The 20,844-nt window shown below is 40.0% G+C and carries 26 protein-coding genes; 21 read left to right on the top strand and 5 right to left on the bottom strand.

All coding sequences use genetic code 11. The annotated features are described in order from the left end of the window. The first annotated feature begins 97 nt into the window (after positions 1-97). Positions 98-1,078: a nuclease-related domain-containing protein gene (locus AC0VYV_RS18490; protein ID WP_475374902.1), complete on the top strand. Its 981-nt coding sequence runs from the start codon at positions 98-100 to the stop codon at positions 1,076-1,078. A 144-nt stretch (positions 1,079-1,222) separates the two neighbouring features. Here the strand turns inward: AC0VYV_RS18490 and AC0VYV_RS18485 are convergent, their stop codons facing one another. Next, on the bottom strand, positions 1,223-1,645 hold the full coding sequence (locus AC0VYV_RS18485) for a VOC family protein (RefSeq protein WP_475372909.1): 423 nt from the start codon (positions 1,643-1,645) through the stop codon (positions 1,223-1,225). Positions 1,646-1,853: 208 nt separating this feature from the next. Here AC0VYV_RS18485 and AC0VYV_RS18480 point away from each other — a divergent pair, with 208 nt between their 5' ends. After that, a complete protein-coding gene (locus AC0VYV_RS18480; protein WP_475374087.1) occupies positions 1,854-2,267 on the top strand; it encodes an acyl-CoA thioesterase in 414 nt (137 codons plus the stop codon). Positions 2,268-2,292: 25 nt separating this feature from the next. On the opposite strand, the gene AC0VYV_RS18475 is transcribed toward AC0VYV_RS18480, so the two are convergent. Next, the gene (locus tag AC0VYV_RS18475; RefSeq protein WP_475365829.1) at positions 2,293-3,027 is read right to left on the bottom strand and encodes a SurA N-terminal domain-containing protein; all 735 of its coding nucleotides are present in this window, start codon (positions 3,025-3,027) and stop codon (positions 2,293-2,295) included. A gap of 190 nt (positions 3,028-3,217) precedes the next feature. Between AC0VYV_RS18475 and hpaB the strand changes: the two genes are divergently transcribed. Both hpaB and AC0VYV_RS18465 read left to right on the top strand, forming a co-directional pair. Beyond that, entirely contained in the window at positions 3,218-4,660 is a 1,443-nt protein-coding gene (gene hpaB / locus AC0VYV_RS18470) for a 4-hydroxyphenylacetate 3-monooxygenase, oxygenase component (protein ID WP_475372907.1), read from the top strand. 118 nt (positions 4,661-4,778) lie between these two features. After that, positions 4,779-6,104, top strand: a complete 1,326-nt coding sequence (locus AC0VYV_RS18465) for a short-chain fatty acid transporter (RefSeq protein WP_430244856.1) — start codon at positions 4,779-4,781, stop codon at positions 6,102-6,104. 43 nt (positions 6,105-6,147) lie between these two features. Here AC0VYV_RS18465 and AC0VYV_RS18460 read toward each other — a convergent pair whose 3' ends face one another. Next, complete coding sequence (locus AC0VYV_RS18460; protein WP_430244854.1) at positions 6,148-6,345, bottom strand: hypothetical protein; 198 nt, start codon at positions 6,343-6,345, stop codon at positions 6,148-6,150. A gap of 193 nt (positions 6,346-6,538) precedes the next feature. On the opposite strand from AC0VYV_RS18460, the gene AC0VYV_RS18455 reads away from it, so the two are divergent. From AC0VYV_RS18455 to AC0VYV_RS18445, 3 genes are all read left to right on the top strand, one after another. Continuing rightward, positions 6,539-7,195 (top strand): GTP pyrophosphokinase, encoded by a 657-nt coding sequence (locus tag AC0VYV_RS18455; protein WP_430244853.1) that lies wholly within the window; start codon positions 6,539-6,541, stop codon positions 7,193-7,195. 15 nt (positions 7,196-7,210) lie between these two features. After that, positions 7,211-8,203, top strand: a complete 993-nt coding sequence (locus AC0VYV_RS18450) for a Gfo/Idh/MocA family protein (protein ID WP_475374086.1) — start codon at positions 7,211-7,213, stop codon at positions 8,201-8,203. Between the two features lie 176 nt (positions 8,204-8,379). Further along, the gene (locus tag AC0VYV_RS18445) at positions 8,380-8,985 is read left to right on the top strand and encodes a nitroreductase family protein (protein ID WP_194218821.1); all 606 of its coding nucleotides are present in this window, start codon (positions 8,380-8,382) and stop codon (positions 8,983-8,985) included. Between the two features lie 18 nt (positions 8,986-9,003). On the opposite strand, the gene AC0VYV_RS18440 is transcribed toward AC0VYV_RS18445, so the two are convergent. Next, the gene (locus AC0VYV_RS18440) at positions 9,004-10,446 is read right to left on the bottom strand and encodes a carbon starvation CstA family protein (RefSeq protein WP_475374085.1); all 1,443 of its coding nucleotides are present in this window, start codon (positions 10,444-10,446) and stop codon (positions 9,004-9,006) included. 338 nt (positions 10,447-10,784) lie between these two features. Between AC0VYV_RS18440 and AC0VYV_RS18435 the strand changes: the two genes are divergently transcribed. Further along, the gene (locus tag AC0VYV_RS18435) at positions 10,785-11,762 is read left to right on the top strand and encodes an acyltransferase family protein (protein ID WP_194218823.1); all 978 of its coding nucleotides are present in this window, start codon (positions 10,785-10,787) and stop codon (positions 11,760-11,762) included. 89 nt (positions 11,763-11,851) lie between these two features. Here the strand turns inward: AC0VYV_RS18435 and AC0VYV_RS18430 are convergent, their stop codons facing one another. Continuing rightward, the gene (locus tag AC0VYV_RS18430; RefSeq protein WP_194218824.1) at positions 11,852-12,220 is read right to left on the bottom strand and encodes a winged helix-turn-helix transcriptional regulator; all 369 of its coding nucleotides are present in this window, start codon (positions 12,218-12,220) and stop codon (positions 11,852-11,854) included. A gap of 240 nt (positions 12,221-12,460) precedes the next feature. Between AC0VYV_RS18430 and AC0VYV_RS18425 the strand changes: the two genes are divergently transcribed. The 13 genes from AC0VYV_RS18425 (at position 12,461) to AC0VYV_RS18365 (ending at position 20,807) form a co-directional block, all read left to right on the top strand. Beyond that, complete coding sequence (locus AC0VYV_RS18425) at positions 12,461-12,958, top strand: DM13 domain-containing protein (RefSeq protein WP_475365824.1); 498 nt, start codon at positions 12,461-12,463, stop codon at positions 12,956-12,958. A 12-nt stretch (positions 12,959-12,970) separates the two neighbouring features. Next, on the top strand, positions 12,971-13,663 hold the full coding sequence (locus AC0VYV_RS18420) for a response regulator transcription factor (protein WP_475374084.1): 693 nt from the start codon (positions 12,971-12,973) through the stop codon (positions 13,661-13,663). Further along, entirely contained in the window at positions 13,660-14,703 is a 1,044-nt protein-coding gene (locus tag AC0VYV_RS18415) for a sensor histidine kinase (RefSeq protein WP_194218827.1), read from the top strand. The genes AC0VYV_RS18420 and AC0VYV_RS18415 overlap by 4 nt, the downstream gene beginning before the upstream one ends. A gap of 3 nt (positions 14,704-14,706) precedes the next feature. Beyond that, a complete protein-coding gene (gene msrB / locus AC0VYV_RS18410) occupies positions 14,707-15,834 on the top strand; it encodes a peptide-methionine (R)-S-oxide reductase MsrB (protein WP_194218828.1) in 1,128 nt (375 codons plus the stop codon). Positions 15,835-15,947: 113 nt separating this feature from the next. After that, positions 15,948-16,316 (top strand): YidH family protein, encoded by a 369-nt coding sequence (locus tag AC0VYV_RS18405; RefSeq protein WP_226615201.1) that lies wholly within the window; start codon positions 15,948-15,950, stop codon positions 16,314-16,316. A 138-nt stretch (positions 16,317-16,454) separates the two neighbouring features. After that, complete coding sequence (locus AC0VYV_RS18400; protein ID WP_194218830.1) at positions 16,455-16,715, top strand: metal-sensitive transcriptional regulator; 261 nt, start codon at positions 16,455-16,457, stop codon at positions 16,713-16,715. 54 nt (positions 16,716-16,769) lie between these two features. Further along, positions 16,770-17,249: a DsrE/DsrF/DrsH-like family protein gene (locus AC0VYV_RS18395; RefSeq protein ID WP_194218831.1), complete on the top strand. Its 480-nt coding sequence runs from the start codon at positions 16,770-16,772 to the stop codon at positions 17,247-17,249. A gap of 12 nt (positions 17,250-17,261) precedes the next feature. After that, positions 17,262-17,621 (top strand): rhodanese-like domain-containing protein, encoded by a 360-nt coding sequence (locus tag AC0VYV_RS18390; protein WP_404683267.1) that lies wholly within the window; start codon positions 17,262-17,264, stop codon positions 17,619-17,621. An 11-nt stretch (positions 17,622-17,632) separates the two neighbouring features. Further along, positions 17,633-17,941 carry a rhodanese-like domain-containing protein gene (locus tag AC0VYV_RS18385; RefSeq protein WP_430244837.1) on the top strand — a complete coding sequence of 103 codons (309 nt, stop codon included), beginning with the start codon at positions 17,633-17,635 and terminating at the stop codon, positions 17,939-17,941. Positions 17,942-17,961: 20 nt separating this feature from the next. Continuing rightward, entirely contained in the window at positions 17,962-18,525 is a 564-nt protein-coding gene (locus AC0VYV_RS18380) for a sulfurtransferase TusA family protein (RefSeq protein WP_475365820.1), read from the top strand. 80 nt (positions 18,526-18,605) lie between these two features. After that, positions 18,606-19,727 carry an MBL fold metallo-hydrolase gene (locus AC0VYV_RS18375; protein WP_475374083.1) on the top strand — a complete coding sequence of 374 codons (1,122 nt, stop codon included), beginning with the start codon at positions 18,606-18,608 and terminating at the stop codon, positions 19,725-19,727. 16 nt (positions 19,728-19,743) lie between these two features. Then, a complete protein-coding gene (locus AC0VYV_RS18370) occupies positions 19,744-19,971 on the top strand; it encodes a sulfurtransferase TusA family protein (RefSeq protein WP_194218836.1) in 228 nt (75 codons plus the stop codon). A gap of 56 nt (positions 19,972-20,027) precedes the next feature. Continuing rightward, the gene (locus tag AC0VYV_RS18365; protein ID WP_194218837.1) at positions 20,028-20,807 is read left to right on the top strand and encodes a sulfite exporter TauE/SafE family protein; all 780 of its coding nucleotides are present in this window, start codon (positions 20,028-20,030) and stop codon (positions 20,805-20,807) included. Positions 20,808-20,844: the final 37 nt, after the last annotated feature.

The following is a 20,844-nucleotide window of genomic DNA, read 5'->3' as shown; positions in this document are numbered from 1 at the left end:
GCTTTTTCATTTTATTCAGCAAAGGAAATGATTGAGCTGCGGAGAATGAATTTGTATAGGTAAAATAAAAGCTAGAGGAGTGAGTACCCATTTGATAATGAAAGAACACGATCCCCCGCTACATCTCCACAAATTAAGTACCTTATTGGATCGCCTCCCTTCTCATCATCTACGCTTTGAAGAAGTGAAGGAGCAACTTTCCATGTACCAAGCAGGAATATCAGGTGAGAAATCCATGGATTTCCCTCTAAGTTTTTTAGACGATAAGCTGTTTTCAATCTATCATGACTTGCGTATTTCTGACGGTGTTCATCATTTTCAAATAGATACGCTTGTAATCAGCCAGCACTATCTTCTGATTCTTGAAGTGAAAAACATTTCAGGCATTCTTCATTTTGATCCTACATTCAATCAATTAATACGCATTTCTGACACGAAAGCAGAAGCCTTCCCAAATCCCCTCACTCAGGTGGAACGTCAGCGTTCCCAACTTCGCGCTTTACTTCAAAAAATGAAAATACCTGAAGTACCTATTGAAACGCTTATTGTCATCGCTAACCGAAGAGCAGTTATAAAAGCGACCGAGGCGGTTCAATTCATTTCTTCAAAAGTTATTCGAAGTGAGTACCTGCCTACAAAAGTGAAGTCACTGGATCAACGATATGGGGAATTATGGTTAACGATGAAGGAAGTAAGAAAGCTGGGGCGTACTCTTGTTAAGCTACATGAGCCGCTTGACCGAGATGTACTGAAGCGATTTTCAATTTCTCGGAATGACTTGCTAGTTGGTGTAGCTTGTCCAGAGTGTGCTCGCCTGGCTATGAGGAGGCTGCACGGTAGGTGGTATTGCGAGAGGTGTGGTGCCTATTCGCGTGATGCCCACTTTAGAGCGCTTCAAGATTATGCGTTGCTTGTGTCTAGAGAGATTACGAATCAGGAGGCGAGACGGTTTTTGAGGATGGATTCCGGAGATGCTGCTACTCGTTTATTAAAATCTTTAAAAATGGAGTCAACTGGATCCACAAAAGGAAGACGCTATAAGTTAGATTTTCGGTTTTTTGATGTTTCGCGGAATTAATTGAATTTCCGCGGAAATAATACGTGTTTTCGCGGAATAAAATCGAATTTCGCGGAATTATCCAGAAAATCGCGGAATTAACTGGATTTCCTCCACCAAGCAACCACAAAAAAAGCCCCCCACACGCGTGGAGGACCCCCATTACTATTTAGACGACCCGGATTTCTCAAAGTTAAGATCCCAAATCACTCCATAGGCATCCTTAACCTTCGCAAATGTCGCTCCCCAGAAGGTATCCTGAAGCTCCATATAAACGGTGCCTTTTTCTTTCAAGCGCACATAGAGCGCCTCAATTTCTTCAGCGCTATCCAGTTCGAGGGCAAGAGAGATGTTATTACCTACAGTTACGTTTTGGTTCAAAAAAGTATCCGATACCATGAAAAAGAGCTCATCTTTTTTGAATCGTGCGTGCATGATGTAATTGTCCATTTCTGGTGGTGTTTCGAAGTCTGCTTCTCCAAACGTTTGGAGATCGGTTATCTCGCCTTCGAAGACTTCCTTGTAGTATGATAAAGCCTCTCGCGCTGTGCCTTCAAATGTGAAATAAGGAATCGGATGGTGCTTCATAGCCTTCACTCTCCTTTAAATGAGGTCGCTTGTCTATCTAAATCTAGTATAACGTTATGAATAGAAATACTAAAGAACATTCGTTCGTCACGAAATGTCACAATTCAACGAGGGTTTTTCGTAGGGCATATGAAAGGAACTCACGCTCTTTTAAAGAAAGGAAGAGTGGCTTTTCAGAGCGAATTAGTAAAACAATAGGAGGTGCTGTATGTATCAGAAAGTAATTGATCCAAGGGTCTCAGAAACAGATGGAGCAGGGCATATTAATAATACGGTCATTCCAGTGTGGTTTGAATCTGGTCGAGATCCGATTTTTCGACTGTTTAATCCAGATTTAACCTTTCATGATTGGCACTGCGTCCTTTTAAAAATGAATGCGACATACCTCTCCCAACTCTATTACGGAACGCCGATAACCGTATACACTTGGATCAAGAGAATTGGGCGAACGAGTTTTGAGGTTTATGAGGAAATTCATCAGAAAGAAAAAGTTTGTGTAACAGGATCGGCCACGTATGTGAACTATCATTTTGATCAACAAAAAAGCATGCCAATACCAGATGACATACGAAATCAGCTTGAAGCACATCTTTACACAACTCAAAAAGCCACTAGCGAGTAACTTCGCTAGTGGCTTTTCATAAAAGTTAAATGTTGATTTTAACGTCAGCATCTTTCTTTAATTTCTCAACTAATTCTTGAGTTTTCTTCGATTTTTGTTCATCTTCTAGACCTTTTTTGATCTGAGGTTTCACATCTTCATAAGCTGGCATTTCTTCTGAAGTACCCTGTTCTTTTGCTTGATCATAATATTCTTTCATTTCTTCTTCAGTCACTTCATCCACTTCGATTTCCTGGTCGATGTAAGTTGTATATTGGATGTTCTTCGCAATTTCTTTTTCAAGATCTTCCATTGTCATGTCGCTTTGTTCAAGTGCTGCTTCGAATTTCTTCTCATCTTCATAGCCCTCTTTAATACCAGCAAGCTCTTCTTTGACCTTATCGTCGGAAGCTTCAATGCCTTCTTTCTGAGCGGCTTGGAGAATTAATTCCTGTCCAACCATGCTTTCAGCGACTTGTTTTTTCATTTGGTCTAGCTGATCTTTAGGCACTTCCTGGCCCATTTGTACGTACTGCATTTGGCTCTGGCTATAAAGGGCATTGAAATCTTCCCCTTTAATTTCTTCACCATTAACGGTTGCTACTACCTTATCTGCATCAACTTTATCAACTTCCGGTTGTTCCTGCTCTCCGGATTGTGCTTGTTCTTCTGTATTTGTATCTTCTTCTTTCTTGTCATTACTGCTTTCTTCATTTCCTCCACAGGCAGCTAATACAACGATTAGTAAACCTGTTATGAGTAAGTAAGTTAATTTACGCAATTCACATGCTCCTTTCAAAAGGCTGTGTCTATTGTTCCACAAAAAGATAGAGTTGAAAACCCCTAACAGTAAGTATGGGATAAATACCATATTCTTATTACATTCTTTCGTGATTCAGGTGGAAGCACTAACTTCTAGGATGCCTAGCGCATAGAGTAATAAGAAGTTTATTACTAAGAGGTGAGACTCCATGATTAATGGGAAGCAGTATGTTGAGCGTATTGATGCGCTCAATAATGAAGTATGGATTGCAGGAGAGAAATGCACAGGCAAAATATCGGAGTTAGCACCATTTAAAGGAATAGTGAAAAGCAAAGCTGCTCTATACGAGTATCAGTGTAAGGAGGAAAATGAAGAGCTTTTTCGTTATGCGTTACCTCATTTAAAGGAAGCATATGGGTTTTCCTATCATCAACCAAAACGAATAAAAGATTTATCCAATCGTCGAAAAGCAACACAGGAGTGGGCAAGGTTGAATGCGGGGTTAATGGGGCGCTCGCCTGACTATATGAATACATTACTTATGACGCTTGGTGTTGCGGCTAAACATTTTGCTGAGGACCGGGAAGTCTTTGGTGACAACATCAAAAGATTATATGAAAAAGCAAGAACAGAAGATCTATCCATAACGCATACATTTATTAATCCCCAGGTAAATCGGTCCATTGGTCAATATTTTGATGACTCTACGATCACAGCTGCTAAGGTTGTAGAAGAAAAGAAGGAAGGCATTGTCATTCATGGTGCAAGATTGTTAGCGACACAGGGGGGATTGACGGATGAACTGCTTGTCTTGCCCGCAGGTGGGCATACGTTAGATGATTCGTATATCTTTGGTTTTATGATTCCATCAAATACAAAAGGGCTCAAATTTCTATGTAGGGAATCATTTTGCTATAGCGATTCGAAGTTCGACCATCCATTAGGCTCACAATTTGAGGAAATTGACTCTATTGTTGTGTTTGATCAAGTGCTTGTACCATGGGAATGTGTTTTTATATATAAGAATATCCAGACCGTTGCTGCAATGGAAGATGCGACTGGTATGTACACGTTTCTGCAATTTCAATCAGTGTGCAGGCAGGTTGTGAAGTTAGAGTATATTCTTGGGCTGTGCGAATCAATGGGAGATGCCATTCAAATTCAAGAGTATGAGCATGTGAAGCAAAAAATGAGTGAAATTATCACAACTCTTGAGATTATGAAAGCTCTGTTACTAGCATCGGAGGTCAATAGTCAGCTCAATCACTATGGAACGCTTGTACCTGATAGTCAGCCGTTGAAAGCTGCCAGTCAATACTTTCCAACTGTTTACCCGAGGTTAATTGAAATTATTCAGTTGCTCGGCGCAAGTGGATTAATTTCCATACCAACTGAAAAAGATTTCAATTCCGATATCCAAGAAGATTTAGCACAATATTTGCAAGGAGCGAATATTGAAGCGATAGAGCGAGTCAGGTTGTTTCGAATGGCCTGGGACCTTGGTATGAGCGCCTTTGGTTCTCGTCAAACACAATTTGAAAGGTTCTTCTTTGGGGATCCCGTCCGTCTTGCAGCTGTTCATTACAACCGATATTATACTCAGCCATATGTCGATATGGTTGAGGCATTCTTAAATAAAGTAGGAGAATAAAGTCGCCGCTGTGCGGCTTTTAATTCGATTTGTAAGCGTTTTCTTAAGAGTGGAAGGAGACGGGATTGTTATTAACGAATGATGTGAAGGGGGCACAATACATAGAGGAGTTGAAGATATGCTAAAAGCATCTATTTCATTTTCGAATCGCATCATGCAACGCTATTTACCCGATCCGTTTTTATTTGTGATCATCCTCACTTTCGTGGTATTTGCATTTGGACTTGTTTTTACTGGAAGTTCACCGGTTCAGATGGTGCAATACTTTGGAGAAGGGTTTTGGAGTTTACTAGCTTTTTCTATGCAAATGGTACTCGTTCTTGTAACAGGATATGTTCTTGCGAGTAGTCCTCTTTTCAAGAAAGGCCTCCGTTTTCTTGCGGCGAGAGCGAAAACGCCTGGACAAGCCATTGTGTATGTCACACTCGTATCGTTAGTAGCAAGCTGGATCAATTGGGGATTTGGTCTCGTGATCGGAGCATTATATGCGAAAGAGCTTGCTAAAAAAGTAGAAAAAATAGATTACCGATTGCTGATCGCAAGTGCCTATAGTGGGTTTCTTGTGTGGCATGGTGGGTTAGCTGGATCGATACCATTGACTATTGCAACACCTGATCATTTTACAGCCGATCTCATTGGAACCATATCAACGAAGGAAACAATCTTTTCCCTATTTAATCTCGTTATTGTCGCGTCATTATTTATTCTGTTACCCCTTATTAATTACTTTATGTCTCCAGCGGAAGAAGAGCGTGTCCAAATTGATCGCACTTTGCTAGAAGAAGGGAACCTTCATGCTACAACTGTGGAGGGAGATTTAACACCTGCTGAGCGTCTCGAGAATAGTCGCGTCATCTCGATGATCATTTCATTTGTTGGGCTTGCTTATCTTGTTTATTATTTCGTAAACGCCGGATTTGAACTGAATTTAAATATCGTGAATTTTGGCTTTCTCTTCCTGGGCATTCTTTTTCATGGTACACCGCGTCTGTTTCTTGAATCTGTAGGTAATGCAGTTAAAGGAGCTAGCGGGATTATTATTCAATTTCCTTTTTATGCAGGGATAATGGGGATGATGGTGGCTTCTGGTCTTGCTGCTCAGCTTTCAGAAGGGTTTGTTTCCATCTCAAACGAATTTACCTTTCCATTCTTTGCTTTTTTAAGTGCAGGAATTGTGAATTTCTTTGTCCCTTCTGGTGGGGGGCAATGGGCGGTTCAGGCACCTATTATGCTAGATGCAGCAAAAGCGCTTGAGGTTTCCGTTCCTAAAACGGCAATGGCTGTCGCATGGGGAGACGCCTGGACAAATATGATCCAACCGTTTTGGGCATTGCCTGCTCTTGCGATTGCGGGATTAAAAGCAAAAGACATTATGGGATACTGCTTTATTGTTCTAATCGTAAGTGGAGTGGCAATTTCGTTAGGGCTTGTTTTCATAAGTTAAGGGAGGGGATTTCCTCCCCTTTGCAATAGGGTAGTGGATTGATTTAATTCGCGCGATCTAGCTTTTGGTTTCGTATGATTCCATAGATTGCAGAAGAAGTGAAAAAGAGACAAAGTATAACAAAAGTAAGGGTGTAGGCTAATTTGCTCTCACTATACATATCATAGGCAAACATCCCCATTGCCACGGCGCTAATGAATAGATTGATCAGGGTGAAAGGATGAAATTTCGGTTTATTCATTATTCTCCTCCTTTTCCTGTCAGTTTAACATAATTTCTCAAAAGAATTAGGCGACAAAATAAAATCGACAGGCATAATAAATTTCTATCAATCCAAGGACATGTAAAAGAATATTGTTTAGAGTTCGTCAAAGGTCGTTCATACTCCATTCACAAAAATGTGGTACCGTATGTGGTGAGAGGATGATTTCAGTATGAAGAAGGAATTCCAAGAACGAATAGAAGAATGGAAGAATTTTTTATTTATTTATAAATTTGCTCTGGATGAAATTAATACAAAGTTAACTATCTTAAATGATGAATTTCAATTTGTGCATCAACATAACCCTATTGAGCATGTAAAGTCTCGCATTAAGTCACCAGAAAGCATTATGGCGAAGCTTGAACGTAAAGGTCTTGAAATAACAACTGAAAATGTAAAAAAACATATAAACGATATTGCTGGAGTTCGTGTGACGTGTTCCTTTACAAATGATATTTATCGAATCTATGAAATGATTGAAAGTCAGGATGACATTCGCTTAATCGATGTAAAAGATTATGTTAAGAATCCAAAGCCGAATGGCTATAAAAGTTTGCATCTGATTGTTGAAATTCCAGTCTTTTTATCAAAGGGTCCTGAGTTAGTAAGAGTTGAAATTCAACTGCGTACAATTGCAATGGATTTCTGGGCAAGCTTAGAGCACAAAATTTATTATAAATTTGAAGGTGAAATACCTGGAAATCTTAGTGATGAATTAAAAGAGGCAGCCGAGATTGTGCATTACCTTGATGCCAAAATGATGAGAATTAAAGACGAAGTAAATGAATTTAAAGAGCATGAAAAAGAAGAGAAGCAAACAATAACTTAATTTAGGGGTGTTCATGTGAAGAAAATTCGCTGGGGAATCATCGGTTGTGGGAATGTGACAGAGAAGAAGAGCGGCCCGGGTTTTCAGAAAGCCGAGAATTCAGAGCTCGTTGCTGTTATGCGTCGAGACGCCACACTTGCTGAAGACTATGCTAGAAGACACAATGTTCCAAAGTGGTACACAAATGCAGAAGCACTCATTGATGATGAAGAAGTAGATGCGATTTATATCGCTACGCCACCATCAACACATAAAGAATACGCCATTCTTGCAGCTAGAGCCTCAAAGCCTGTTTATGTGGAAAAGCCAATGGCACTAAATACAGAGGAATGCGAGGAGATGATTAAGGCATGCGAAGAGAACGACGTGCCACTGTTTGTTGCCTTCTATCGCCGTGCTATGCCTGCCTTACTGCAAGTGAAGGAAGTAATCGAGAGTGGAGCTCTTGGTAACATTCGATTTGTTACTACGGTGCACCATAAGAAAGCTTCTGAACAAGAAAAGAACGGAAACTTGCCATGGCGCGTGCAGCCGGAAATTTCAGGCGGTGGTCACTTCTTTGATCTTGCAAGTCATACGTTAGATTTTCTTGATTATGTACTTGGACCTATTGAAAGTGTAAATGGATTTGCAACGAATCAGGCGGAGCTATATCAGGCTGAAGATATTGTCTCTGGTTCATACGTCTTTGAATCAGGTGTTCACGGTACGGGGCAATGGTGCTTTAATTCTTATAAGAATGAAGATTGGAATGAGATTGTTGGTGATAAAGGGTCACTCCTCTATTCCACTCTCCAAGAGCGTCCAATGATTCTGAAAGATGAACAGGGCGAACGTGAAATCGAAGTCGTCTACCCTGAGCATGTTCAACAACCTTTAATTCAGACGATCGTGAATGAGTTGAATGGAGAAAGTCATTCACCAAGTACTGGTAAGACAGCTTTACGAACAAGTAAAGTAATGGATCAGCTTGTGGCAAATTATTATCAGAAGAGCGGAAGCCTATAAAGTAGGCTTCTTTTTTAATTCGTTAAAAGTGATTTAAGGGGTAAAATTCATAATATGATCATTTTCCATTTGACATTGATAATCATTATCAATAAAATAAGTATTAGAATAGTTTATCTGAATAGATCTAATTGCCACAACGATAAGCAGGTATATATAGAAAGGGTGCTTTAGACATGTATGAGATGATTCAGGATACAATTGTTTCGAGAAGAACGATTCGCAAATTTCATCCAGACGATATTCCTCTACATACAATTGTGGAGATACTTGAAGATGCCAAATGGGCTCCAAACCATAAATTTAGAGAACCATGGGAAGTTGTCCTATACAAAGGGGATGGGAAAGGTCAACTCATTGATCAAGTGCAGGAAAGCATTGTCCGAAATGAGTTGGATGAAGAGAAGAGCGAGAAGAAGAAGGAGAAAATCAATCAATTCATTAATGAAATCCCCATTCATTTAGTTGTTTATATGAAGTCCTCTGAATCAGCTAAAGAAAGACATGAAGATTTTGCAGCTACATGTGCGTTCATACAAAATGTCCAGCTTCTTTCCTGGTCAAAAGGACTTGGGGTCGTGTGGAAAACAAATGGATTTATTTTTGATCCGGTGTTTCGAGAAGGAATCGGGCTAGAAGCTGATGATGTTATTGTTGGCATGCTTCATATTGGAAAGCCCGCTGTTATTCCGAATCCTAAAGAGCGGAAATCCATTAAGAACAGCCTCACAATTTGCGACACGGCGCCCCAATCTAAAAAAGAACATTCCTCTTATATGTAAAGAGGAATGTTCTTTTTTCTATGCTACTTTTTCTACTGGTACGTTTTCTTTTTTACGTGCGTTCCACAGCTGATAACCAAACCATCCAGCAGTTAAACATGTGATGACTCCACCCATGAACATGGATGTCGCATAAGGTAGCTGAAATCCTTCTGGTGCAAGAAAGAGATAGGTAGCTACGGTCATAGTCATGAACAATGCTGGAACGCTACAAATCCAATGGAATTTTTGCTTTTTAACTAGATACATGGCCGCTGTCCAAAGCATCACAGTGGCAACAAGCTGATTCGTGAATCCTACGTATCTCCAAAGGAAAGTGTAATCAATTTGGGTTAAAAGAAAAGTTGGTGTGGCCACAGCTGCCGTTAACAAAAGCGTTTTGCCTTTTCCATCTGCCGCTTCTGACTTTCCTTTTTTAGTAAACAAATCAGCTAACATCATTCGAGACGATCGAAGTGATGTATCTCCCGTTGTGATCGGAAGTATGATAACACCTACGATTGCTAAGATGCCTCCAAACGTTCCAAGTAAGGATGAACTGATTTCATTTACAACCCCAGACGGTCCTCCTGCTGCAAGGGCATCTTGAAGTCCACCTGTACTTCCAAAGAAAGTCATTCCGGCAGCCGCCCAGATAAGAGCAATTACTCCCTCTGCAATCATCGCTCCATAGAAAACCTTTTTTCCATCGCTTTCACGTTTCATTGTTCTTGCAATGATTGGGCTTTGAGTCGAATGGAATCCTGAAATCGCTCCACAAGATACTGTGATCATTAAGAGTGGCCATAATGGCAAATTATCTGGGTGAAGATTGGCTAGTGTTAAGTTTGGTACAGGATTGTCCATAAAGAACAAGCCGATTGCGATTGACACGGCCATCAAAATAAGAATGACGCCGAAAATCGGATAAATACGCCCAATAATTTTATTAACTGGAAGAATGGCTGCTAAAACGAAATAAGCAAAGATTAAGACTAAGCTCATTGTAAAATTAAGCGGTGTAACCTGCGCCATCAGCTGGGCAGGTCCAGCTGTAAAGGCAGCAGCTACTAGAATCATCAGAACGATCGAGATAATATTGATTGTTCCTTTTGCGCCCTTCCCAAGGTAACGACCTACGAGAGATGGATATTGTTCACCGTTATGTCTAAGCGACATCATACCGGAGAAATAATCATGAACAGCCCCTGCGAAGATGGAACCAATGACGATCCAAATAAACGCAACTGGTCCATAAAGAGCACCAAGAACGGCTCCAAAAATAGGACCTAGTCCAGCAATATTAAGTAGCTGAATCAAACTTCCTTTCCACCAGCTCATTGGCATAAAGTCCATGCCGTCTTGCTTTGTATATGCAGGCGTTTCACGATCATCGTCTATGCCGAAAATTCGTTCAACCACCTTAGAATAAACGTAATAGCCAACAATCAATAAACAAATGGCTCCGACAAATGTGATCATGTCTCCCGCCTCCTTTTCGATGTATGAAAATATAACATTCATTCTACTCACCACCGGGAGAAAAAACAATAGAATTATTCAGAAAAAATACATTTTTCTATTAATTCAAACGTTTTCACTAAAAATTGGTTCGTTTGACCTGGTGTTAACTAGTAAAAAGGGTGTGAATTACACGAAAACATCATCTGAATATTCTTTCTTTTGGTGATATTGTCAGATTAATATAGGTAAGGTGCGAATAACTTACAAAGATATAGGGTGAAAATACGAAAAAGTGGGTATATAGAGAAAGACGATACGTGTGATCGTCTTTCAATCCTTTGAGGAGGTTGTTTTTCGTGTCAGAACGTATTGCGTATTTTGATAATAGTAAAGCTATATTAATATTGTTAGTAGTGGGCGGACATATGCTGACTCCATTTATTGACGATTCACGTTTTTTGTATAGTCTCTACCACGTTATTTTTATTTTTCACATGCCTGCATTTATTTTCCTAGCTGGTTATTTCACTAGAAAAGCATCTGGAACTAGGTATTTCTGGAAAATATTCACAACATTTTTATTACCTTATGTGATTTTTCAAGTTGTTTATTCGATTTATTATACAAACCTTTATCAAAAGTCATTTGCAATCGAGTTTCTAACGCCGCGATGGGCAATGTGGTTCCTTTTATGTATAGCCGCTTATAAACTGATTTCACCGCTTTTGCTTAAAATGAAAGCAAGCATTTTGCTTCCATTAAGTATTGGTGCAGGGCTCGCTGTGGGTTATTTTGATGTTGAGAGATTTTTATCATTAGATCGACTTTTTGTTTTCTTGCCTTTCTTCGTACTTGGGATGGTCATGGGATGTCGAAAAAAACCGATCAGATTTCCACATATGAAGTGGATAGCCCCTGTTGTGCTCGGCGGATTGTTCCTACTGTTTTATTTATACAAAATAGAAGGACTTGCTGATCTACTTTATGGTACGTATGTTTATGAATCAAACACAGACTTGTTGATTCGACTAACTTATTATGTTGGTACAGCAATTGTGATGTTCTTGTTCTTTTCAATGATTCCAGAGGGACCAATTGTATTTACACCACTCGGATCAAGAACTTTTGCGATTTACTTGTTCCATGGATTTGTTATTAAATGGTTCTTAGAACAGCAGTCGTCTGAAGTTATCGCCACGATATGGGGCGTACCTTTTATTTTAGTCTTTACTTTATTTATTTCCACTTTGTTCGCAATGCCTTTCTTTTCGAAACTATTGGCGTTCGACAGGTGGCTACCATCTCCTGACAAATTGACATCTGCACGAAGATAACAAAAAAACGGTACGTCACTATTGAGTGGCGTACCGTTTTTTATATGGGATGGTTGATTCTGATATGAGCTTCGTGGAAAGAGTGGCAATTAGGCTTTCATTGTGTCACGCTCTTCAGGCTGAAGAAGAACGTCTTCTTTACACGGATAGGTTTTCTCAATATGTTGTTCTCCCCAAGCGCAAAGTGAATCCAGAATTTCTTTTAAAGACCATCCATAGTCCGTAAGAGAATATTCAACCTTAGGGGGGATTTGGTTATAGACCTTTCTTAGTATCACACCATCTGTCTCTAACTCACGTAGCTGTTGGGTCAGCATTTTCTGAGTAATGCCAGGCATCAACTTTTTAAGTCCACCTGTACGCTTTGTGCCTTCTATTAAATGACAGAGTATGACGACTTTCCACTTTCCTCCGATCACTTCCAGGGCAGCTTCGACAGGAATATTATATTTTTTCATCGTATATACTCCTTACAATAAATATATGGTTGAATTCTATACTCATATCCTATCACCTATAGCTTTGTTTAACCAGAAAAATGATGATACACCCGGACCCCTTTTCAAAACCGATCAAACATCTACGCAACGTTTAAAATGAGTTACACTAGAGAAGAGTTAATCAAATCGTAATACTTTCTTCAGGAATCACTAATTTTTATTTCTTATGATGAGGATATCCTATAAGAGGAAGGAACGATGTTGATGAGTAAGAAAGGATGGATTGGAAGTATCTTTCTTGTGCTTTTGATCGTAGTTGGATGGTGGATGGTTTCTCCTCTTTTTCTTGATGAAGTGGTTGATGAAGATCTCCCGACAACGATTGAAGCAACAACTAATGCTGAAGAGACATCCGATGAAGAATCACCAGCTGTATCCCACTCAGGGATATTCGTCGATGGTGATGATACCCATCATGCTTCAGGTAACGTCACATCGTTTTACACCGATTCAAAACAATGGGTTAGGTTTGAGAACTTCGAAGTGACGAATGGTCCTGACTTATATACTGTACTCGTAAAAGAAGGGCAGTCAACAGATGAAGGAACGATACTTGGGAAATTGAAAGGAAATGTTGGCAGTCAGAACTATCGCATTCCTGATTCGTCTTCACTTGAAGAAGGCGATCGGATTGTCGTTTGGTGCAAAGCTTTTGAAGTTGATTTCGGCTTTGCGGAACTGTTTCATAAGGAATAGAGGTGAAGTGCATTGGCAGAGAAAATCCTACTAGTGGATGATGAAGAATCCATACTTGACGTTAGTAGGAGGTATTTGGAGAGAGATGGGTATCACGTGGTTACTGCAGCAGATGGAGAAGAGGCTATAAGTAGGTGGGAAAAAGAGAAGCCAGATCTCATTGTACTTGATTTGATGATGCCGTTAAAAGATGGAATGGAAACGGCGGAGGAGATTCGAGCGGTCGATGATGTTCCTATTATTATGCTGACAGCTTTAGGTCAGGAACGAGATCGTCTTTTAGGATTAACGGTCGGCGCGGATGATTATTTAACTAAACCGTTTAGCCCAAGAGAGCTTGTTCTTAGAGTGCGAAATATATTGCGTCGGACGAAACGACAACATGTGGAGAAGGCCTCTTTCTTAACGTACGGTGAGCTTACAATTGATGAATCTCGAAGAAAGGTAACAGTCGATCGGAATGAAGTGGAATTGACTGTTAAGGAATTTGAACTTCTCTATTTGTTAGCCAGTCATCCTACACGTGTCTTTCCTCGCTCACAATTGATTGAAGCGATATGGGGATATGAATTCGACGGTGATGGCAATACGATAAATGTTCATATAAGACGTCTACGTGAAAAAATTGAAAAAGATTCAGCAGAGCCTAAATGGATTAAAACCGTATGGGGCATCGGGTATAAGTTTGAAGGAGAATCAACATGAAATTGCGAACGATGCTAATGCTTGCCAATGGGATATCGATTGCTTTTATCCTAGTCTTTCTCATTATTAGTTACGTAAGAATGGTCCTTTCACCTGAACTGATCCTCACCCTTACGTTCATTACGATTGGAGCTGGTTCTCTATCGATGTTGGCTCATTTTATATTCACATCGCAAATTTTGAAGTCAGTGAATCAGATGACGGAAGATACGAGCAGAATCGCTGAAGGAAAGTTCGATGTCAAGGTGGCAGAGCAAGGGCCAACAGAAATACAGGAGCTTGCACAGCATTTCAATGTGATGTCCGAGAAGCTAAATCTAATGTTTTCAGAAGTGAAGCGTTCGGAGCAATACAAAACAGAATTGATTGCGAACGTTTCTCATGATTTAAGGACACCTGTTTCTTCGATTCGATCCTTTGCTGAAGCACTTCAAGATGGCGTCGTTACAGATGAGAAAACAAAAAGACAGTATCTAGATACGATCGAAAGAGAAACAGAACGGCTTAGCCACTTGATTGAAGAGCTGTTGAATTTATCTCAACTAGAAAGTGGCACTTTACCATATGAACCTAGATTCGTTCACCCTGACGTCGTTTTAGTTGAAACGCTACAGCAGTTCGATCGCAAGCTACAAGAGAGAGAGATTGAACTTGCAGTTGAAATTGATGAAGAGCTAGGTGTCATCCCTATGATGCCAGACCATATCAAACGCGTGCTTACGAACTTAATTCAAAATGCAATCGCGTTCTCAGATGATCATTCTACGATCCATATTACACTGAAAAAGGTTGAGACAGCTGCTCTCTTCTTTATAAGAGATGAAGGAAACGGAATTCCGAAAGAAGAACAAGAACGGATTTTTGATCGTTTTTACCGTGTTGAGAAATCGCGTAACACAAGGTACGGGGGTTCCGGACTGGGTCTAGCCATATCGAGACAATTGATTGAGCTTCATGGAGGGAAGATAGGCGTTGAAAGTAACGTAGGTCATGGCAGCGAATTTTGGTTTATGCTTCCACTTGAGAAGAAGGAGGAATAATGAATGAAGATAACGAGATGGTTTCTGTTAATTGGAATTGCGGCAGTGCTCGTATTTGCTATTCCAAAACTTTATGATGTGATTTTTAAACGTTCTTATGGAAGCGAGCCAGCACAAGCTGTACAGGATAATGAAGCGGTGGCGACTTTTGCAGGAGGATGTTTCTGGTGTATGGAGCCGCCGTTTGAGAAATTAGATGGCGTAAGAGAAGCGGTCTCAGGCTATACTGGCGGGAATACAGAAAACCCTTCTTATGAAGAGGTATCTTCTGGTGGAACCGGGCATGTAGAAGCTGTCCAAGTATATTATGACCCTTCCGTTGTGAGCTATGATACATTGTTAGATGTATTTTGGAGACAAATCGATCCTACTGATGATGAAGGACAGTTTGTTGATAGGGGAGACCAATATTTATCTGGAATTTTCTATCATAATGAAGAGCAAAAGAAAGCTGCTATAGCGTCTAAGGAAGAAATTCAAAGTTCAAACAGATTTAATAAACCTATTGTCACGCCTATCGAACAAGCAGAAACATTTTATGTAGCGGAAGAGTATCATCAAGATTATTACAAAGAAAATGAACTGCGTTATAAATATTATCGAAATAATTCAGGACGAGATCAGTTTCTTGAGAAAGCATGGGGAGATGATCTTGAGGTAGATGCACCAGAAGCGAAGACAAATCTCACGTATTCTGATGAAGAGCTAAAAGAGATGCTTACACCGATTCAATATAGTGTGACGCAAGAGGACGACACAGAGAAAGCTTTTGATAATGAGTATTGGGATAACAAAGAAGAAGGAATCTATGTCGATATCGTTTCAGGAGAACCTCTTTTTAGTTCAGCGGATAAATATAAATCAGGAACAGGATGGCCTAGCTTCACAAAGCCCCTTGTACCTGAGAACATTGTAGAGAAAGAGGATAAAAGCTGGTTTACGGTTAGGACGGAAGTAAGAAGTAAGAACGCTGACTCTCATTTAGGTCACGTGTTTGAAGATGGCCCTGAACCAACAGGTCTCCGCTATTGCTTAAACTCTGCAGCGCTTGATTTTATTCCAAAAGACGAAATGAAAGAAAAGGGTTACGGAGAATATTTGGATGAATTTGAAGAAGGGGCAGAATCCTAATGGATTCTGCTTTTTTTGTTCATGATAGAAGAATAAGAGTAGTTGAATAAGATTTCTACATTGAATACATACACTAAGGGGTATATAATACAGATCATGTGAGGTGAATAAGGGTGGAAAATAAAAAGGCAGATGGACGTGTGCAACAGTTATTAGCGAATGAGCGCACGTTTCTAGCATGGGTTCGAACTTCTATTGCGATCATTGGTATTGGTTTTCTAACAGCAAGCTTACATTTTACTAGAGCTGCTGGAGAGAGAGCTGATGATCAGGTCGCCGTGTTCATTAGTTTCTCATCTTTATTTTTTGGATTATTAACGATCGCTGGAGGAGCGGTGCAGTTCTACCGAACGAAAAAACGCATTATGAAATTTGAGGTTCCTTCTTCTTCATGGATTGTTGTGTTTCTTCTTATAGTAGTGTTGTTAATGATTGCACTGATCGCCACGTATTTTATTATTCAAATCAATTGGCTTTCTTAAAACCAGGGTGTTGACATTTCATACAGGTGCGTTATAATACCCCTATAGGTATTAAAAAACACAATCGAATTCGATTTACAGATAAATTTTTTTACTTGATTTTATACCCCTGAGGGTATAAGGTGAGGGGGAAATGAAATGCAATACGATAAAGCAGTTATGAATCGATTGAAGCGAATTGAAGGACAAATTCGCGGTGTTATCCAGATGATGGAACAAGAGAAAAGCTGTGAAGACATTGTAAATCAGCTTTCTGCCACTCGTTCTGGTATCGATCGTTCGATTGGATTAATTGTAAGTTCAAATCTTGAACAGTGTCTTCACCAACAGATTGAACAGGGAGAATCTACTGATGATGTTGTGAAGGAAGCTGTTAATCTTTTAGTAAGAAGTCGATAATAAAAAAATTTAACACATTATATACCCCCTAGGTGTATAAGAGGAGGAAATAGAATGAGTGAACAAAAGAAAACAACGATTGTACTATTTAGTGGAGATTACGACAAAGCAATGGCTGCCTACATTATCGCGAATGGTGCCGCCGCATATGACCATGAGGTAACCATTTTCCATACATTCTGGGGGTTAAACGCTCTTAGGAAAGATCAGCAAGTTGAAGTCAATAAAGGGTTCCTAGAGAAAATGTTTGGCAAAATGATGCCCCGCGGTGCTGATAAAATGGGTCTTTCAAAAATGAACTATGGTGGAATGGGTAAGAAGATGATTAAGAACGTCATTAAGAAGCACAATGTAACAGAACTTCCGCAGCTGATTGAGCTTGCGCAAGAACAGGAAGTGAAGCTCGTTGCTTGTACGATGACAATGGATCTTTTAGGTCTTCAAAAGGATGAGCTGCTAGAAGAAATCGAGTATGCAGGTGTTGCTGCATATCTAGGCGACGCTGAAGATGGTAACGTCAATCTCTTCATTTAAGGAGCGAAAAGAATGGAACTTTTGCTAATAGCTGTCATTGTGATAGCTGGATGGTTCATTTATAAAAAGGTAGGACCAGGAAAAGGTGTAACAACGATCACCTCTGAAGAAGCAAAAAGGAAGTTTGGCGATCGCAATGTTCAATTTATTGATGTTCGTACACCTGGTGAATATAAAGGTCAAAAAGTGAAGCAATTTAAAAATATGCCGCTCAACGAACTTAGCAAACGCACAAAAGAACTGGATCCTAATAAAGAAGTCGTCGTGATTTGTCAAAGTGGAATGAGAAGTTCAAAAGCTTGCGGAGAATTGAAGAGACAAGGATTCACGTCTGTATCGAATGTTCGCGGCGGAATGAATATGTGGAAATAGGAGGAATTAGAATGTCTGGTTATGTAAAAGATGTAACGCCAACTGAAGTGAATAACATGTTGAAGGAAAATAAATCAATTAGTATTGTCGATGTTCGCGGACCTGAAGAGGTGGCAGAAGGAAAGATTCCTGGTGCCTACAATCTACCGGTTAATGAATTACAGGGAAGAATGAATGAGCTTGATAAGGATACAGAGCATATTATCGTCTGCCGGTCAGGTGGCAGAAGCAGCATGGCTTCTATGGTTCTAAAATCAAACGGGTATTCCGTGTTAAATATGACAGGCGGCATGCTTGAATGGACTGGAGTAACAGAATAACGACTACAGGAGGTAGACTAATGATACAAACTGATCACGTACTCGATGCAAAGGGTCTAGCGTGCCCGATGCCAATTGTGAAAACGAAGAAAATGATGAAGGATCTTGAATCAGGAGTCGTTCTTGAAATTCTAGCAACAGATAAAGGATCAAAAGCAGATCTTAAGGCATGGGCTGACAAAGTAGGGCATCACTATCTTGGAACAATTGAAGAAGGTGACGTTTTGAAACATTATCTTCGTAAGGCTTCAGATGGTGAGACGACACTTGAGCAGAGTCATCCACATGTGATTTCAAATGCAGATCTTACAGCTAAACTCTCAGATGATGAAATGACGATCGTTGACGTAAGAGAACCAGCAGAATATGCGTTCAGTCACCTTCCAAATGCGATTTCTTTGCCACTTGGCGATTTAGATAACCGTATGGCAGAGTTAGATAAAGGGAAGAAGATTTATGTAGTTTGTCGTACAGGTACAAGAAGCGATCTTGCGGCTCAAAAGTTAGCTGAAAATGGCTATGATGTGATCAATGTTGTGCCAGGAATGTCCGAGTGGGATGGTCCTACTACATCTGATCTTTAAAAGATAAAAGGGCGGGGATTTTTTCCCCGCGTACAACTTAATTTTTTTTGGAATCATAAATACGGATGGGGGTATATGGGGTGGATTTGAAACAAAAACATGCAAGTGAAGTAGCAAAAAAAGTGATTAATAAGCAAGAGCTTTTTATTCTCGATGTAAGAAATGAAGAAGCTTATGGCGATTGGAAAATCGAAGGTGAATCTGTTACGTCTATGAATGTTCCTTACTTCGATTTAATTGACGGCGTTGAAGAGATCCTGCCAAAGCTTCCAAAGGATAAAGAAATTCTAGTTGTATGTGCAAAAGAAGGTTCCTCTATCTTTGTAGGTGAAGAACTCGTTGAAGCGGGAATGGAGAATGTATCTTATCTTTCTGGGGGAATGAAGGCATGGAGTGAATACCTTGAACCTGTTAAAGTAGGCGATCTTCCGGGAGGAGCACTCTATCAATTTGTTCGCCTTGGTAAAGGGTGTCTTTCATATTTGATTGAATCAAATGGAGAGGCTGCTATTGTGGATGCGAATCGAATGATTGAGAATTACACAACCTTTGCAGAAAACAAAGGCCTTACGATTAAAGCAACATTTGATACACATCTTCACGCAGATCACATTTCTGGGGGGAAGACGTTAGCTGAACAGATAAATGGAACGTATTACCTTCCAGAAGAAGATGCTGGTGAAGTAACATTCGAATATTCAGCACTTAAAGAAGGAACTTCAGTGTCTATTGGAAACGTAACAGTTGAACCGATCTACTCGCCAGGACACACCATTGGAAGTACGTCACTTATGATCAATGATGCTTACCTTTTAACTGGTGATATTCTATTTGTTGAATCAATTGGTCGCCCGGATTTAGCTGGCAAAGCTGAAGATTGGGTTCTTGACCTTCGCACAACACTTTATAACCGGTATAAAGAGATGGCAGGGGAATTAGTTGTTCTTCCAGCTCACTTCTCAAAAATGGCTGAGCTTGATGAAAATGGAGCCGTGTCTGCAAAACTCCAGGATCTTTACCAAAAGAATGATGGTCTAAATGTGGAGAAGGAAGAAGATTTCAGAAAAATGGTAACCGAAAATCTTCCTCCACAGCCTAATGCTTATCAGGAAATTCGTGAAACAAATATGGGGAAAATTACCCCTGATGAAGAAACAAAAAGAGAAATGGAAATTGGACCAAACCGCTGTGCGGTTAACTAATAAGGAGGAATTACAAATGGATGCACAAAAAACATTAGATACAAAAGGGCTAGCATGCCCAATGCCAATCGTAAAAACAAAAAAAGCAATGAAAGACATGGAGTCAGGTGAAGTTCTTGAAGTTCAAGCGACTGATAAAGGAGCTCAAAGTGACCTTACTGCATGGGCGAAATCAGGTGGTCATGAACTAATGAAGTCTGAAGAAACAGACGGCGTGTTCTATTTCTGGATTAAAAAAGCTTAGTAAATGATAGGAGGTACTGAATAAGTACCTCCGTTTTAATGTAAGGGGTGAACAGGATGGATTTGAGTTTTATAATAACGATTTTTGCAATTGGATTTATTGGATCTTTTATTTCAGGAATGGTTGGAATCGGTGGCTCGATTATTAAATACCCGATGCTACTTTATATCCCACCACTACTCGGTTTTGCGGCATTTAGTGCCCACGAAGTTTCTGGTATTAGTGCAGTTCAGGTATTCTTCGCAACCATTGGTGGTGTTTGGGCTTACCGTAAAGGTGGTTATCTTAATAAGCAATTGATCCTCTACATGGGGGTTAGTATTCTAATCGGTAGTTTTATTGGAGGATATGGTTCGACCATTATGTCCGAACAGGGAATCAATGTCGTCTATGGACTGCTTGCTGCGATTGCAGCTGTCATGATGTTTATACCGAAAAAAGGCATTGATGATATACCGCTTGATCAGGTGAAATTCAATAAACTACTTTCATCAGCTCTTGCCTTTATTGTAGGTATTGGCGCTGGGATCGTTGGCGCCGCAGGAGCATTCCTTCTCGTTCCGATCATGCTCGTCGTGCTAAAGATTCCGACGCGGATGACGATTGCATCTTCTCTTGCGATCACGTTTATTTCTTCGATAGGTTCGACGGTTGGAAAACTCGCAACAGGGCAGGTTCTTTTACTTCCTGCTGCGATAATGATTGTCGCAAGCTTAATTGCTTCGCCACTTGGTGCGAATGCTGGTAAGAAAATAAATACAAAAATTCTTCAATGGGTGCTTGCTGCCCTTATTCTTGGAACGTCTATTAAGATTTGGATTGACCTTCTCTCATAATCGAAAAAAGCTGTCTCTCTCATTGCTACATGCAATT

It is taken from the genome of Anaerobacillus sp. QJM3NY_17 (assembly GCF_056173665.1).
This window is presented reverse-complemented; position numbering and strand designations above follow the sequence as displayed.